Annotated in this window: 19 protein-coding genes; 12 read left to right on the forward strand and 7 right to left on the reverse strand. The window is 31.9% G+C overall.

The genetic code is table 11. The features are described 5' to 3' along the window. Nucleotides 1-46: 46 nt before the first annotated feature. Nucleotides 47-892 carry a transketolase gene (locus Q4487_RS14465; protein WP_303545598.1) on the reverse strand — a complete coding sequence of 282 codons (846 nt, stop codon included), beginning with the start codon at nucleotides 890-892 and terminating at the stop codon, nucleotides 47-49. A 170-nt stretch (nucleotides 893-1,062) separates the two neighbouring features. On the opposite strand from Q4487_RS14465, the gene tgt reads away from it, so the two are divergent. From tgt to pyrF, 11 genes are all read left to right on the forward strand, one after another. Beyond that, entirely contained in the window at nucleotides 1,063-2,193 is a 1,131-nt protein-coding gene (gene tgt, locus Q4487_RS14470) for a tRNA guanosine(34) transglycosylase Tgt (protein WP_100895255.1), read from the forward strand. Between the two features lie 3 nt (nucleotides 2,194-2,196). Continuing rightward, nucleotides 2,197-3,276 carry an LptF/LptG family permease gene (locus Q4487_RS14475; protein ID WP_303545604.1) on the forward strand — a complete coding sequence of 360 codons (1,080 nt, stop codon included), beginning with the start codon at nucleotides 2,197-2,199 and terminating at the stop codon, nucleotides 3,274-3,276. Next, nucleotides 3,263-4,177 carry a DMT family transporter gene (locus tag Q4487_RS14480; protein ID WP_100895257.1) on the forward strand — a complete coding sequence of 305 codons (915 nt, stop codon included), beginning with the start codon at nucleotides 3,263-3,265 and terminating at the stop codon, nucleotides 4,175-4,177. Before Q4487_RS14475 ends, Q4487_RS14480 begins: the two co-directional genes overlap by 14 nt. A gap of 96 nt (nucleotides 4,178-4,273) precedes the next feature. Continuing rightward, on the forward strand, nucleotides 4,274-5,452 hold the full coding sequence (locus tag Q4487_RS14485) for an AIR synthase related protein (RefSeq protein WP_303545608.1): 1,179 nt from the start codon (nucleotides 4,274-4,276) through the stop codon (nucleotides 5,450-5,452). Nucleotides 5,453-5,502: 50 nt separating this feature from the next. Then, nucleotides 5,503-5,949: a ubiquinol-cytochrome c reductase iron-sulfur subunit gene (locus Q4487_RS14490; protein ID WP_303545611.1), complete on the forward strand. Its 447-nt coding sequence runs from the start codon at nucleotides 5,503-5,505 to the stop codon at nucleotides 5,947-5,949. A gap of 29 nt (nucleotides 5,950-5,978) precedes the next feature. Then, nucleotides 5,979-6,413 (forward strand): thioredoxin family protein, encoded by a 435-nt coding sequence (locus tag Q4487_RS14495; RefSeq protein ID WP_100895259.1) that lies wholly within the window; start codon nucleotides 5,979-5,981, stop codon nucleotides 6,411-6,413. Further along, nucleotides 6,410-7,402, forward strand: coding sequence for an FAD:protein FMN transferase (locus Q4487_RS14500; protein ID WP_336622679.1), 993 nt, complete (start codon nucleotides 6,410-6,412; stop codon nucleotides 7,400-7,402). Before Q4487_RS14495 ends, Q4487_RS14500 begins: the two co-directional genes overlap by 4 nt. Nucleotides 7,403-7,411: 9 nt before the next feature. Continuing rightward, the gene (locus Q4487_RS14505; protein WP_303545615.1) at nucleotides 7,412-7,621 is read left to right on the forward strand and encodes a DUF4266 domain-containing protein; all 210 of its coding nucleotides are present in this window, start codon (nucleotides 7,412-7,414) and stop codon (nucleotides 7,619-7,621) included. A gap of 14 nt (nucleotides 7,622-7,635) precedes the next feature. Further along, entirely contained in the window at nucleotides 7,636-8,922 is a 1,287-nt protein-coding gene (locus Q4487_RS14510; protein ID WP_303545618.1) for a DUF3570 domain-containing protein, read from the forward strand. A 90-nt stretch (nucleotides 8,923-9,012) separates the two neighbouring features. Then, entirely contained in the window at nucleotides 9,013-10,089 is a 1,077-nt protein-coding gene (gene prfA / locus Q4487_RS14515) for a peptide chain release factor 1 (protein WP_100895263.1), read from the forward strand. A 127-nt stretch (nucleotides 10,090-10,216) separates the two neighbouring features. After that, a complete protein-coding gene (gene pyrF, locus Q4487_RS14520) occupies nucleotides 10,217-11,038 on the forward strand; it encodes an orotidine-5'-phosphate decarboxylase (protein WP_100895264.1) in 822 nt (273 codons plus the stop codon). Here pyrF and Q4487_RS14525 read toward each other — a convergent pair. Next, complete coding sequence (locus Q4487_RS14525; protein WP_100895265.1) at nucleotides 11,030-11,224, reverse strand: hypothetical protein; 195 nt, start codon at nucleotides 11,222-11,224, stop codon at nucleotides 11,030-11,032. The two genes, pyrF and Q4487_RS14525, sit on opposite strands and share 9 nt — an antisense overlap. A 199-nt stretch (nucleotides 11,225-11,423) precedes the next feature. Between Q4487_RS14525 and Q4487_RS14530 the strand changes: the two genes are divergently transcribed. Then, a complete protein-coding gene (locus Q4487_RS14530) occupies nucleotides 11,424-12,203 on the forward strand; it encodes an alpha/beta fold hydrolase (protein ID WP_303545625.1) in 780 nt (259 codons plus the stop codon). A 217-nt stretch (nucleotides 12,204-12,420) separates the two neighbouring features. On the opposite strand, the gene Q4487_RS14535 is transcribed toward Q4487_RS14530, so the two are convergent. From Q4487_RS14535 to Q4487_RS14555, 5 genes are all read right to left on the reverse strand, one after another. Continuing rightward, the gene (locus tag Q4487_RS14535; protein ID WP_100895267.1) at nucleotides 12,421-13,125 is read right to left on the reverse strand and encodes a DUF4197 domain-containing protein; all 705 of its coding nucleotides are present in this window, start codon (nucleotides 13,123-13,125) and stop codon (nucleotides 12,421-12,423) included. Nucleotides 13,126-13,221: 96 nt separating this feature from the next. After that, entirely contained in the window at nucleotides 13,222-13,824 is a 603-nt protein-coding gene (locus tag Q4487_RS14540; protein WP_303545628.1) for a short chain dehydrogenase, read from the reverse strand. 16 nt (nucleotides 13,825-13,840) lie between these two features. Next, on the reverse strand, nucleotides 13,841-14,104 hold the full coding sequence (locus Q4487_RS14545; protein WP_100895269.1) for a hypothetical protein: 264 nt from the start codon (nucleotides 14,102-14,104) through the stop codon (nucleotides 13,841-13,843). 50 nt (nucleotides 14,105-14,154) lie between these two features. After that, nucleotides 14,155-14,457: a helix-turn-helix transcriptional regulator gene (locus tag Q4487_RS14550; RefSeq protein ID WP_100895270.1), complete on the reverse strand. Its 303-nt coding sequence runs from the start codon at nucleotides 14,455-14,457 to the stop codon at nucleotides 14,155-14,157. Nucleotides 14,458-14,518: 61 nt separating this feature from the next. Further along, nucleotides 14,519-15,406 (reverse strand): hypothetical protein, encoded by an 888-nt coding sequence (locus Q4487_RS14555; protein WP_303545632.1) that lies wholly within the window; start codon nucleotides 15,404-15,406, stop codon nucleotides 14,519-14,521. Nucleotides 15,407-15,415: the final 9 nt, after the last annotated feature.

Consider the following 15,415-nt stretch of genomic DNA (forward strand, 5'->3'; position numbering starts at 1 on the left):
CCTTTATGATTTTTCTCTGTGTAAGAGAAGGTAGATTTAATTTTTATTAGTAGTCTCCTAAAGTTTCAGGATTTTGTGCTAGTGCAGTCTCTAGTTGTTCATCACTAGGAGCTTTACCATGCCATGCGTGTGTGTGCATCATAAAATCTACACCATTACCCATAACCGTGTGTAATAAAACACAAATTGGTTTGCCATTACCTGTCATAGACTTTGCCTTTTTAAGACCAGCTATTACAGCTTCAAGGTTGTTACCTTCTTTAACATCTAAAACGTCCCATCCAAAAGCTTCAAATTTAGCTCTAATGCTACCCATATTTAATACAGTGTCAGTAGAACCATCAATTTGTTGACCATTTAAATCTATAGTAGAAATTAAATTATCAACTTTATTGGCAGAAGCATACATCATAGCTTCCCAGTTTTGACCTTCTTGTAACTCACCATCACCGTGTAAACTATACACAATGTTGCTGTCTTTGTTTAGTTTTTTAGCAAGTGCTGCACCAATAGCTACAGACATTCCTTGTCCTAATGATCCAGATGCTATACGCACACCAGGTAAACCTTCATGTGTAGTTGGGTGTCCTTGTAGTCTAGAATTAATTAGTCTAAAAGTGTTAAGCTCGTCTACAGGAAAATACCCGCTACGTGCTAATACACTATAGTAAACAGGAGAAATATGACCGTTAGATAAAAAGAAAAGGTCTTCACCTTTACCATCCATGTCAAATCCTTCGTTTAGTTCCATTAATTCATTGTACAGGGCTACAAAAAATTCTGCACAACCTAAAGAACCACCTGGGTGGCCAGAGTTTACTTTGTGCACCATTCTTAAAATATCCCTTCTCACTTGCGTGGTCAAATCTTGTAATTCTTCCAGTCTTGGCATTTTATATGTTGTGTTAATTCGCGTGTAAAAATAAGCTCTATCTTTTGCGTGTACAAGGCTAGTTATTATAATTTATTAACTACTTTATAATTAATACAGAACTTTATTTTTTTGTTGGCAATTTTTTGTAGATGAGTTGATTATATTTGCGGTTATAAATACTATAGTTTTTGAAATTTACATTAGAAAAAAAAGACCCGCAGAGTAAAGCACGTGCAGCTACAATGGTAACAGATCACGGTGTTATAGAAACACCTATTTTTATGCCAGTTGGTACAGTAGCTTCTGTTAAAGGGGTTCATCAGAGAGAATTAAAAGAAGAAATAAATCCAGATATTATTTTAGGAAATACATACCATTTGTATTTGCGTCCTAAATTAGATATACTTGAAGCAGCTGGTGGTTTACACAAGTTTATGGGCTGGGATCGTAATATTTTAACAGATAGTGGTGGTTACCAAGTTTATTCTTTATCTGCTAATAGAAAAATAAAAGAAGAAGGTGTTAAGTTTAAATCTCATATAGATGGTTCTTACCACTTTTTTACTCCAGAAAACGTAATGGAAATTCAGCGTACTATTGGCGCAGATATTATTATGGCTTTTGATGAGTGTACACCTTACCCTTGCGATTATAATTATGCAAAGCGCTCTATGCATATGACGCACCGTTGGTTAGACCGTTGTATGAATCACTTAGAAAAACTACCTTTTAAGTACGGATACGAACAAACATTTTTTCCTATTGTACAAGGTTCTACGTATAAGGATTTACGTAAACAATCTGCAGAGTATATTGCAAACGCAGGTGCAGAAGGTAATGCTATTGGCGGCTTGTCTGTAGGTGAGCCAGCAGAAGAAATGTATGCAATGACCGAGGTTGTTTGTGATATTTTACCAGAAGAAAAGCCAAGATATTTAATGGGTGTAGGTACACCAATTAATATTTTAGAGAACATTGCTTTAGGTGTAGATATGTTTGACTGTGTAATGCCAACTCGTAATGCGCGTAATGGTATGTTATTTACAGCGCACGGTACTATTAATATAAAAAATAAAAAGTGGGAAGCAGATTTTTCTCCTATTGATGAAATGGGAATTACATTTGTAGACACAGAGTATACTAAAGCTTATTTACGTCATTTATTTGCTGCTAATGAGTATTTAGGTAAGCAAATTGCTACCATACATAATTTAGGTTTTTATTTATGGTTGACTCGTGAAGCTAGAAAGCATATTATTGCCGGAGATTTTACCGAATGGAAAAATATGATGGTAAAACAAATGGATAAAAGATTGTAATAGTTGAGTATATTAGATAAATACATATTAAAACGCTACCTGCTTACCTTTGCGGTAATGCTACTGTTATTTGTGCCAATAGGTGTAATGCTAGATTTGGCAGAAAAAATAGCTAAAATGGTACGTAATGAGGCACCAACTATAGAGATTTTAAAGTATTATATGAACTTTATTATTTATATAGGTAGCTTATTATTTCCTATATTTTTGTTTTTGTCTATCATCTTTTTTACATCTAAACTCGCCTCAAATACAGAAATTGTCGCAATATTAAGCTCAGGAGTTTCTTTTGGTAGGTTTTTAAGGCCTTATTTTATGGGTGCTACCATTATTGCTGTACTAATGTTTGTAATGGCAATGTTTATTGTCCCCAAAGCCAGTTTAGATTATCATGAGTTTATATTTAAGTACTTAAAAAAAGGTAAAAAGTTTCAGGAGACCAGTAATATTTATAATCAATTAAACGAAAACGAATTTCTTTACATTAGTAATTTTGACCCAAACAGACAGTTAGGGAGCAATTTTGTGTTAGAACATTTTAATGATGATGATAAATTAGCATACAAACTTACAGCTTCTAGTATTAGATGGATACCAAAAGACACTGTTTATAGATTAACAGGTTTTACATCTAGAGTATTAAAAGAAGATATAGAAGTGGTTGAAAAGCAGAGTAGACTAGATACTATTTTTAATTTTAAAATAGATGATTTAACTCCTGTTAGTTACGTAGCTGAAACTAAAAATATTTTTGAGCTAAACGAGTTTATTGAAGATCAGCGTAAAAAAGGAGCGTCTAACATAAATACATATGTAATGGCTAAGTATAAGCGTTGGGCATTACCTGTAAGTGCTTTTATACTAACTTTAATAGCAGTATCTGTTTCTTCAATAAAGCGTAGAGGAGGTATGGGGCTAAATTTAGCATTTGGAATTGTAATTGCCTTTGTTTACATATTTTTTGATAGAGTTTTTGCTATTCTTGCAGAAAAAGCAGGTTTGTCACCCTTAATAGCTATCATAATACCTAATGCAATATTTGCAGTCATTGGCTTATTCTTGTTAAAAAATGCTAAGCGATAAATTTAAAAACTATCTACACTTACACTTTATTGTATTTGTTTGGGGCTTTACAGCTGTATTAGGTAAATTAATAACTATAGACGCGCTACCATTAGTTTGGTATCGTATGTTTTTTGCAGCTATTTTTGTGCTGCTATTTATATTGGTACGTAAAAACAGATTAAAAGTTAGTCGCAAAACATTATTGTTACTGCTTGGTACTGGTGTAATAATAGCCTTGCATTGGGTAACTTTTTTTTCCTCTATAAAAGTCTCTAATGTATCTGTAACATTAGCAACAATTTCTTCTGGGGCATTTTTTGCAGCCATTTTAGAACCAATTTGGTATAAACGTAAAGTTATTTGGTATGAGATTGTTTTTGGACTTGTGGTTATTGGCGGTTTAGGTTTAATATTTAATATTGATGCATCATATAAAGAAGGTATTATACTGGCATTAATTTCTGCATTTTTAGCCACAGTTTTTTCTTTAATGAATGGTAAGCTTATTAAAGAGCACAAACCTTCAATTATTTCTTTTTATGAGCTTGGAGCAGGTGTAGTGTTTTTATCAATTTATATGCTTTTTCAAGGTAATTTAGAACAAGTAAGTTTTAAATTATCAACATCAGATTGGATTTACATTCTAATACTAGCATCATTTTGTACAGCTTACGCATTTATTGCATCGGTTAAAATAATGAAATTTTTAAGTCCGTACACTGTAATGCTAACTACAAACCTAGAGCCTGTTTACGGTATTTTATTAGCGTTTATAATTTTTGGAGATAGTGAAAAAATGGACCCTATGTTTTATTTAGGAGCATTTATTATTTTAATAACAGTAATTGCAAATGGTATTTTAAAAAATAGAACGGCCAAAAAGAATTTAAAAGCCGCTAACAAGCAAGTAGTTGTTTAACTTTTTAAGGTTATAAACTATCTTTGTTGATATCTACCAAAGTTTATTGCTGCTAATTTTATGGATTACATTATTTTTGCGTCAAAGCAAAAAAGTATGAGTTCATCTAATAGCGAAAGATATAACCAAAGAGGAGTTTCTGCATCTAAAGAAGATGTACATAATGCAATTAAGAATATAGATAAAGGTCTTTTTCCTAAAGCGTTTTGTAAAATTGTTCCAGATTACTTAACTGGCGATAAAGAGCACTGCTTGGTAATGCACGCAGATGGTGCAGGTACAAAATCGTCTTTAGCATATATGTATTGGAAAGAAACAGGAGATATTTCTGTTTGGAAAGGCATAGCACAAGATGCTTTAATTATGAATATTGATGACCTTATATGTGTTGGAGCAACAGATAATATAATGTTATCTTCTACCATAGGAAGAAATAAGAATTTAATTCCAGGAGAAGTTTTGTCTGCTATTATAAATGGTACAGAAGAACTTATTGAAGATTTAAAAAATCACGGAATAGTAATACATTCTACAGGCGGTGAAACGGCAGATGTAGGTGATTTGGTACGTACAATAATTGTAGACTCTACTGTAACAGCAAGGCTTAATAAAAAAGATGTTATAGATAATGCCAACATTAAAGATGGCGATGTTATTGTAGGTTTAGAGTCTTTTGGACAAGCAACATATGAAACCGAGTATAATGGTGGTATGGGAAGTAACGGACTTACCTCTGCAAGACACGATGTGTTTTCTAAATACTTAGCAGAAAAATACCCAGAGAGTTTTGATGCTGCTGTACCTGAAGATTTGGTATATTCTGGCGCTGTTAAATTAACAGATGCTGTAGAAAACTCTCCAATAGATGCAGGTAAATTGGTGTTGTCACCAACTAGAACGTATGCACCTATTATTAAAAAAATATTAGAAAAGTATAATGCAGCTGACATACACGGTATGGTGCATTGTAGTGGAGGAGCACAAACAAAAATTTTACACTTTGTAGATAATTTACACATTGTAAAAGACAACCTTTTTCCTGTGCCACCTTTATTTAAATTAATACAAGAGCAGTCTAAAACAGATTGGAAAGAAATGTACCAAGTTTTTAACTGTGGTCACCGTATGGAGTTGTACGTAAACCCTGCAGTAGCAGAAGACTTAATTGCTATTTCTAAAAGTTTTGGTGTAGATGCTAAAATAGTTGGTAAAGTAGAGGCTAGTGCAACTAAAAAATTGACTATTACTAGTGAGTATGGAACTTTTGAGTACTAACTAACAACAATTTTCACCTTTTAATCGTTGTATTTATTAAACAACTAATTATGGAAAGAAAACAGTTTTTAAGAACCTTAGGAGCAGGTGCGGCTTTTGCTTTAACGTTTCCTTGTTTAGGTGGGTGTTCTAGTGATAGCGACAGTGAAGAAGGAGATAAGAAAGAAGTACCTACTAATGTAGATTTTACTATAGATTTGGAGTCTAGTGAAGCTTCTAATTTACAAAACAATGGAGGTTTTATTTTGAAGAATGATGTTGTTGTGGTTAAAAATTTAGAAGGTGAGTTTGTAGCTGCTACTCAAATTTGTAGTCACGAAAATTATGACCAAGTACGTTTTGCAGACGTAGATGGTGGTATTTTTTATTGTGACGTTCACGGCTCTAGATTTAGTCAAACTGGTGAGCCTTTAAACCAAGTAGATAGCAAAGCAGCAAAACCATTAAAAGTGTACCAAATAACACTTACGGGTACTATGCTACGTGTATTTGAGTAGTTTGGCAATATTTTTGTTTTTAAATTGATATGAAAAATTTAATATTAGTCTTTAGCTTATTATTTTCTGGAATAATAACAGCACAAGAATGGAGTACTAGTTTTTCTGATGCAGTAAAAAAAGCAAAAGAAGAGCAGAAGCAAGTATTATTGGTTTTCTCGGGTTCAGACTGGTGCGCGCCTTGTATAAAGTTAGATACTGAAATTTGGAAATCATCAGAATTTAAAAAATATGCAGAAGAACATTTAGTTCTTTACAGAGCAGATTTTCCCAGAAAAAAGAAAAATAGATTAGCTAAAGATATAGAATTAGCTAACAAAGAGTTAGCAGATACCTATAACCAACAAGGTTTTTTTCCGTTAGTACTACTTTTAGATGCAGATAAAAATATTTTAGGTAAAACGGGATATAAAAACGTTTCTCCATTAAAATATATAGCGCATTTGACTACTTTTGTTAAGTGAAAAAATTAGTATTCCCCCTGTTTTGTTTTTTCTTTATGCTTACAGTTGCACAAGAAAAGCATATTACTGCCCACAGAACTGTAAAATTAATGGGCAATAGATTTGATTTTACCATAGTAGCAAAAGAAACAGCTACAGCAAATGCATATATAGATGAATGTATTGCAGAGGTAAAAAGAGTAGAAAAAATTATTTCCTCTTGGGATGCAAATTCCCAAACTACACAAGTAAATAAAAATGCAGGTATTGCTCCTGTTAAAGTGGCACCAGAGCTTTTTGGTTTGGTAGAACGTTCCTTACAAATATCTAAAGTTACAGATGGTGCTTTTGATATAACCTATGCGGCTTTAGACAATGTTTGGAAATTTAATATAAATATGGAGTATTTGCCTACAGACTCTCAGGTTGCAAACTCAATTGCAAATGTAGGCTACCAAAATATTATTTTAGATAAAGAAAAGAAAACCATTTTTTTATCAAAAAAAGGAATGAAAATAGGCTTTGGAGCTATAGGTAAAGGCTTTGTAGCAGATAAAGTAAAAGAGCTAATGATTGGCAAAGGTGTTGTTGGTGGTATAATTAACGCATCTGGAGATTTAACAACTTGGGGAACGCAAGTTAGTGGTAAAAAATGGTTGGTAGGTATTAGTAATCCGTTAGATGCAGATAAAATATTTTCTTGGTTACCAATTGTAGAGTCATCCGTAGCAACATCTGGTAATTATGAAAAATATATCATTTTTAAAGGAGAAAAGTACTCGCATATTATAGATCCTAGAACCGGTTGGCCTTCTAAGGGCGTAAAAAGTGTTTCTATTTTTGCTAAAAAAGCAGAACTGTGTGACGCACTTGCAACATCAATATTTGTAATGGGAGTAGAAACTGGCTTATCTGTAATAGAGCAACTAAAAGGTGTAGAAGTCATAATCGTAGACCAGAAAAACCAAATACATAAAAGTAAAGGCATTGCTTTTCAGAATAATTATTAAATTTAAAGTATGAAAAAATTATTCATTCTTTTTTGTTTAGCACTTTCTGCAACATCTTGCGTTGCCGTAAAAGGGTATGATAAGGTATATCTCAATGATGAAGAAATGACCTTGGCGGCAAAAAACATAGAACGTTACGAAACTAATTTTCAGGTTTACAGGGAGTCTGCTTCAGGGGCTAATGGCGGTAAAACCGGTGGTGGCTGTGGCTGTAACTAATAAAAATTAAAGTAATGCAAAAGGTTTTTATACTAATGGCTATGTTGTTTTCTGTTGTTTTTTATGCGCAAGAAACAGAAGAAGCTACTTATACTAAGCGTGTTTTAGAAGAGACAGAAGTAGATTTACTTTTTAGTTATTATGACCAAGACGGTGATAATGCAGCTGTAAGTGGTGGCGAAGGTACACAAGAATTAACAGACGTAACATCTACAATTGTTGTAAAAATGCCTCTAAATAATGATGACGTACTTACTGTAGATGTTGGTATATCTGCGTATACGTCTGCTTCCTCTAGTAACGTAAATCCTTTTGATGGCGATGTAACAAAAAAAGCAAGTCCTTTTAGCGCATCATCTGGTGCATCTAAAAGTGATAAATTAGTGCACATTAAAGCAGGTTATGAGCATAGTTCTAAAGACCGAAACCAAATTGTGGGCGCAAACTTTTACGCTGCCAAGGAGTATGATTATAGTTCTTTAGGTTTAGGAGTTAGTTATGCATATTTATTCAACGAGAAAAATACAGAATTATCATTCTCTGGACAAGTATATTTAGATACTTGGAAACCTCAATATCCAACGGAATTAAGAACTGGTTTTTTTGATAATAGAATAACAGGCACAGGTACATATAATCCTAATTTTACAGCATTTACAGATAAAAACAGAAATACCTATTCTGTTTCTTTAGGTTTATCTCAAATACTAGGTAAAAAAGTGCAAGGCTCTTTATTTGCAGATGTTATTGTACAAAGCGGATTATTAAGTACACCTTTTCAACGGGTGTATTTTGGAGATGTAAATAATTTTTTTATAGATGATTTTCAATTAGCTGATGATGTAGAAATTTTGCCAGACAATAGAGTTAAAATTCCAATAGGAGGTCGTTTAAATTATTATGTAAATGATGCATTAATAGTACGTACTTACTATCGTTTTTATACAGATGATTGGGGAGTAAGCTCTAATACAGCAAGTATAGAGTTGCCTATAAAGTTAAATAATGCCTTTACATTATATCCTACATATAGATTTTACAACCAAACGGCCGCAGATTATTTTTATGAAAAAGAAGCAGCTGTATCTACTTTAGCTTACTACACATCAGATTATGACTTAAGTAAGTTTGTATCTCATCAATACGGTGCCGGATTGCGTTACAAAGATATTTTTGCAAAACAGAAGGTTTTTGGTTTTGGTTTAAAAGCTGTAGATGTAAGAGGTACAATGTATAATAGAGACAACGGACTAGACTCTTTTATAGTTAGTTTGGGTGCTACTTTTGTAAATATGAAGTAGTAAAAAGCTCTTTTTTATTGTCAACACTGTTTTGTTGTTTATAAATCTTTAAAAATATCGTAAATTCGCAGTCCAAGCGAAGCACGGATTATGATTGACAAATTAAATATAGTAAAACAACGTTTTGATGAGGTTTCGGATTTAATTATCCAGCCAGATATTATATCAGATCAAAAACGCTATGTAGAGCTCAACAGAGAATACAAAGATCTTAAGAAGTTATGTGACAAAAGAGATATTTATCTTGAGTACACAAACAATATAGAAGAAGCTAACGAAATTATAGCAGACGGAAGTGATGCTGAAATGGTAGAAATGGCCAAAATGCAGCTTGAAGAAGCTAAAGCAGGTTTACCTCCGTTAGAAGAAGAAATTAAACTATTGCTTATACCAAAAGACCCAGAAGATTCTAAAAATGTTGTGGTAGAGGTAAGAGCAGGTACTGGTGGAGATGAAGCTAGTATTTTTGCAGGCGATTTGTTTAGAATGTACACTAAGTATTGTGAGTCTAAAGGTTGGAAAACCAATGTTATAGATTTAAGTGATGGTACCAGTGGTGGTTATAAAGAAATTCAGTTTGAAGTTACAGGTGATGAGGTTTACGGTACATTAAAGTTTGAAGCTGGTGTACACCGTGTACAACGTGTGCCACAAACAGAAACTCAAGGTAGAGTGCATACAAGTGCAGCAACAGTAATGGTATTACCAGAAGCTGAAGATTTTGATGTGCAAATAGACCCTAAAGATGTTCGTATAGATTTCTTTTGTTCTTCTGGACCAGGTGGGCAGTCTGTAAACACAACGTATTCTGCAGTACGTTTAACTCACGTGCCAACAGGTTTAGTTGCGCAGTGTCAAGATCAAAAATCACAGCACAAAAACAAAGAAAAAGCATTTAGAGTATTACGTTCTAGATTGTATGATTTAGAATTGGCTAAAAAGCAAGAAGAGGATGCGGCTAAACGTAACTCGCAAGTTAGTAGTGGAGACCGTTCTGCAAAAATTAGAACTTACAACTACCCACAAGGTAGAGTTACAGACCACAGAATTGGTTTAACTCTTTACGATTTGCAGAATATTATAAATGGTGATATTCAAAAAATTATAGATGAATTAAGACTGGTAGAAAATACAGAGAAATTAAAAGAAGCATCTGAAATTTTCTAATAAAACATAATTCTAATAAAAAGAAGAGATTTTGTACGTTGATATATTGAAGAATGAAGAAGTTCAGATTCAAAAAAAATCAATTACAAAATCTTTTTTTATACACTAAAGTCAAAAAAAACACAAAATGACAACAGAACAGTTAGTAGCACAAATACATAAAAAAAAATCTTTTTTGTGCATAGGTTTAGATGTAGACTTAACTAAAATTCCGCAGCATTTATTAAAAGAAGAAGATCCTATTTTTGCTTTTAACAAAGAAATTATAGATGCTACGCACCATTTATGTGTTGCCTACAAACCAAATACAGCTTTTTATGAAGCATATGGTATAAAAGGTTGGATGGCTTTAGAAAAAACAATAAAATACCTTAATACCAACTACCCAGAAATTTTTACTATAGCAGATGCTAAACGTGGAGACATAGGAAATACCTCTACAATGTATGCTAAAGCTTTTTTTGAGGACTTAGGGTTTGACTCGGTAACTATTGCCCCTTATATGGGAAAAGACTCTGTAGAGCCTTTTTTAGCCTTTACAGACAAGCATACAATATTATTAGCTTTAACATCTAACGCAGGTGCTTTTGACTACCAAACAAAGCTTGTAGATGGTAAAGAGTTATATAAACAAGTATTAGAGACCTCTAAAACATATAAAGGGGCTAAAAACTTAATGTATGTTGTTGGGGCAACTAAAGCAGAATATTTATCTGAAATTAGACAAATAATACCTGACAGTTTTTTGTTAGTACCAGGAGTAGGGGCACAAGGAGGTAACCTTGCTGATGTTTGTACTTATGGGATGAGTTCTAATGTAGGTTTATTAATAAACTCATCTAGAGGTATAATTTATGCTGGCGCCGATTTAAATTTTGCCGATAGCGCTGCAAAAAAAGCTCTAGAGTTACAACAGCAAATGAAAGTAGAGTTAGAAAAATTAAACTAATTTCTCTAAAGTTCTCCTTGTTTTAACAGCCTTTACTTGTAAAAACTCTGCCAACTTAGTGTTACTATTTCCTATCTGAGCAGCCATTTCTACAAAAGAATTGTATCTGCGTTCTAGAAGAGAAACCATATTTTCTTCGTTAGTTAAAGGAGTAGTTGTGCCTACTTTGCAATATTGATTTTTCATAGCTAATGTTTTGTTCTTTACAAAGATACGTTTCAATTAGGGGTTTTGGTTCACTGGAAAAGGGGTGTACAGCTAATAAATAGGTTATTTATCTTTTTTTTAACTTTAATTTCTGAAAATCCTAACATTGTGATACAATCAACATATAAAATTCCTATTTTTACGTGCTTAAAGCATCATCAATCAATACAAAAATATATTGCTTAATTATACAACTTATAGACACAAAACTTCTGAGAAATGGGTTACGTTTATTCACGGAGCAGGAGGTAGTTCTTCTATCTGGTTTAAACAAGTAAGAGCATTTAGGAGTGAGTTTAATATACTACTTATAGACCTTAGAGGTCACGGTGGTTCTAAACACAGTTTTAAAGATGTGTATGATAAAAAGTACACCTTTAATTTTTTAACTGAAGATATTGTACAGGTACTAGAGTTTGAAAAAGTTAAAAAATCGCACTTCATAGGTATATCATTAGGTACAATTTTAATTAGAAACTTAGCAGAAAACTATCCAGAAAAGGTAGAGAGTATGGTATTGGGAGGTGCAATACTAAAATTAAACTTTAGATCGCAAGTATTAATGCGTTTAGGAACCATTTTTAAATCTGTTGTTCCTTATTTATGGTTGTACAAGTTTTTTGCGTTTGTAATAATGCCAAATAAGAACCATAAAGAGTCTAGATCTCTTTTTGTACGTGAAGCTAAGAAATTATACCAAAAAGAATTTATACGTTGGTTTAAGCTTACGGCAGACATAAATCCGTTGTTGCGTTTTTTTAGAACAAAAGATATAAAAATACCTGCGTTATACATTATGGGGCAAGAAGATTATATGTTTTTACCATCAATAAGAAAAGTAGTACAGCAGCATAAGTCATCGGAACTGGTAGTAATTGAAGACTGTGGACACGTAGTAAATGTAGAGCAACCAGACGTTTTTAATGAAAAAGTTATAAAATATATAGCATCATTTTAAATACAAAATGCTATAAAAAACAAAAACCGGTGCTCCCACCGGTTTTAAACTAACTAACTCAAAAAAATACTAACTCAATTTTTTTACAAAAATCGAAAATTTTGTAATATCCACGGTTAACTAAACATTAATAATAAGTTAGATAACGCGTTTCATATTTAGATAACGTCCTTATTTTTAGATTATTGTAAAAGAGTAAAAAAAATTAGTAATATTTTTAATCTTGTAGGGCAAATACTTTTTTAAGAAGATCTGTAGACCTAGAAGACACTTTGTTTCTTATTTCTTTTTCTTCAACAGCAATCATTGTAAATACACCTTCTAAAGCTTGTTGTGTAACATAGTCTGTTAAATCTGGATTTACAGGTTGTACTAATGGTATGTTGTTGTATTTAGTAATTAATTGTGTCCAAATTTTATCTGCACCAACTTTAGAAAAAGAGCTTTTAATTACAGGATTAAATTTATTGTATAATGCCGTTTCTGTATTTGTAGTTAAATATTGTGTAGCAGCATTATCAGAACCAACTAATATATTTTTAGCATCTGTAAAGCTCATATTTGTTATCGCATTTACAAAAATAGGAGTAGCCTCACCAACAGCATCTTCTGCAGCTCTGTTAATAGCTTTTAAACCTTCGTCTGCTAAATTACCTAACCCAATTTTACGTAAAGTGTTATCTACTTTTTGTAATTCTTCTGGTAGTAATATTTTTACAAGTTCATTTTTATAGTAGCCATCTTTAAGAGTAAGCTTGCTAACTTGTTTTTGTACACCTTGGTTAAGTGCTGCGGTTAAGCCATTTGCAATTTCTTGGTTGCTTAATACAGCTCCGCTTTGTGGTAATTGATTAACTACTTGTTGTAACTCTGCACAACTAACTAAGCTAAAAATAGCAAAAAGTAATAGTAATTTTTTCATAATGTAATGGTTTGTGTTTTTTACTGTCCCATATTAAGGAGGTACAAAAGTAATAAAAGCCCTGAGTTTTATGTCTTTTTTTGTTTTTTTTTAACCTTAATTATAAAGTCTTATAATTTCACCATTACGTTTTCCTTTTACGCTTCTAACATAAGCACCAACTAACTTGTTCATAGATATTGGCATATTACCAGGGAAAAAATCTTTGTACTTTTCATAAGCGTCTTCTACAACATTAGCAGACACGGCATTAACTCTTATTCCGTTCTCTATTTCTAATGCTACAGCCATAACAAAGCTATGTATAGCTCCGTTAACCATAGCTGCACTGGTTGTTTTAGCTACAGGATCATCTGCTAAAATACCTGTAGTTAAGGTAATAGAACCATTTTTATTTAAATAGCTTTTACCTATACGTACAAGGTTTACTTGTCCCATTAGTTTGCTATTAAGTCCAATATGGTAATCCTCTTCGGTTAAGTTATTAAATGTATCCCATTTGGCTTCACCTGCAATAGATATTATAGCATCTAGTTTTCCTATTTTAGAAAACATTTCTTTTATAGAGTTGCTATTGGCAATATCAACAGTTATATCACCGCTTGTTCTACCAGCAACAAGTACCTCTGCTTCATTTTTAAAGTGTGCTGTTACTTTTTTACCAATTGTTCCGTTACCACCAATAATTAGAATTTTCATATCAATATATTTATAATTACACATTTCTTTTTTGTCTGTGTGTATTGCTTTTTCGTTTTTTATAAATTGTTAATGTGGCTATTATGCTCCATAATAAATTAGTTACAAATGGAGGAATTGCATTGTAATAGTAACAATTTAAAGCAATAAAAAGTCCGCCTATTAAATTAAGATATTTACCGTAGTCTAAATACTTTACATTTTCTATAAGGGTAAGTGCATAAGCTAAAATAATTAATACAGATCCTGACCAACCTAAAATATCTATTGTTAATTTCATTTTATATATTGTTATATCTAAATATGTCTATATGATAAAGTAAAAAAATACTAACTAATAAAGTTAGTATACTCTTTAACAGTTTTTTCATTACGCTTAAAATAAGCCCATTTACCGTGCTTGGTAAGTATTAACAACCCACATTTTTCCATATTTGTTAAATAGGTAGATATTGTAGATTGAGATAATCCAGATTTTTCTTGAATATAAGTTACACAAACCCCGTCATTAAAATGTTTTAAGGTTTCGTGAGGTGGAAAATTAGCTTCAGGTTTTTTTAACCATTCCATAATTTGAACTCTGGTTTGGTTAGATAAGCATTTACCTATTTCTGTGGCTAATTTTACATTCATACTTCAAATATATCTATAATTCTAGATATATAAAAATGAGAAGTGTAGTTTAAACAGGATTTTAACAAATAGGTTCCCAGTAGTTTGCGTGTAGTAAAAAGTTTTTAAACGTAATAGTTTTAGGTTTGTCTCCCTTTTCTTTTATATAAAATGCAGCTTTTTCTTTATCCCAACCTAAAATTATATAACTGTGTTTTATACTTAAATAAGATTGATAAACATTTTTTAACTCTTCAAGTGTAGAAGAAAGTTCTTTGGTGTTAGAAAAACTTTTGTTTGTTATACTAGTTTTAATAATTTTTAGATCGTGTTTATTTATACTGTCTAAAGTACCTAATATTAGGTGGTCTAATGTTTCATCATTTTTAATACTATTTACAATCTCTTTAATTTTGGATATGGATTTTGGATTAGCATTGTTTTGATCGTAATTAAATACCCAAGCACTTTTTTTATCTACGTTTAACCCAAAAGGTATAAGTTCTGGTGTAACTTTGGTATCTGTACCTTCTCTTGGTATGGTAAAGTTTAAATAAAAAGCAGGACTTTTTAAAAATGGAATTATTTGAGCAGAAGAAAAACTATTAAAGCCAAAATTATCTGGTAAAATTGAAGATATTTCTTGATTAGAGCTTACACTTTTTGTCCAGTTACAAGTTTCTTCATTTGTTTGCAGAAATGTGTAGTTTTTATTAGAGTCTTTGTAAGCTGCAACTATGGCACTACAGTAGCAACCACAAGTAGGGTAGGTACCGCAAATTTCTAAGTAACCGTTTTTAGCATCATCTATAATATCTAAATTTTTTTTCTCTTCTTTATTTAGATCCTGAAAATTAGAATAACAACTTTTTACTTTTTGCCAAAGAACTTTATTTAAATCAATTTTTGTTTGAGAATAAATAGTGTTGGTAAGTAGTATAGCTAAAAGAGTAATAACAATTTTTTTCATAGAGTCTAA

It is taken from the genome of Cellulophaga sp. 3_MG-2023 (genome assembly GCF_030546975.1).
In the GTDB taxonomy this organism is placed as follows: domain Bacteria; phylum Bacteroidota; class Bacteroidia; order Flavobacteriales; family Flavobacteriaceae; genus Cellulophaga.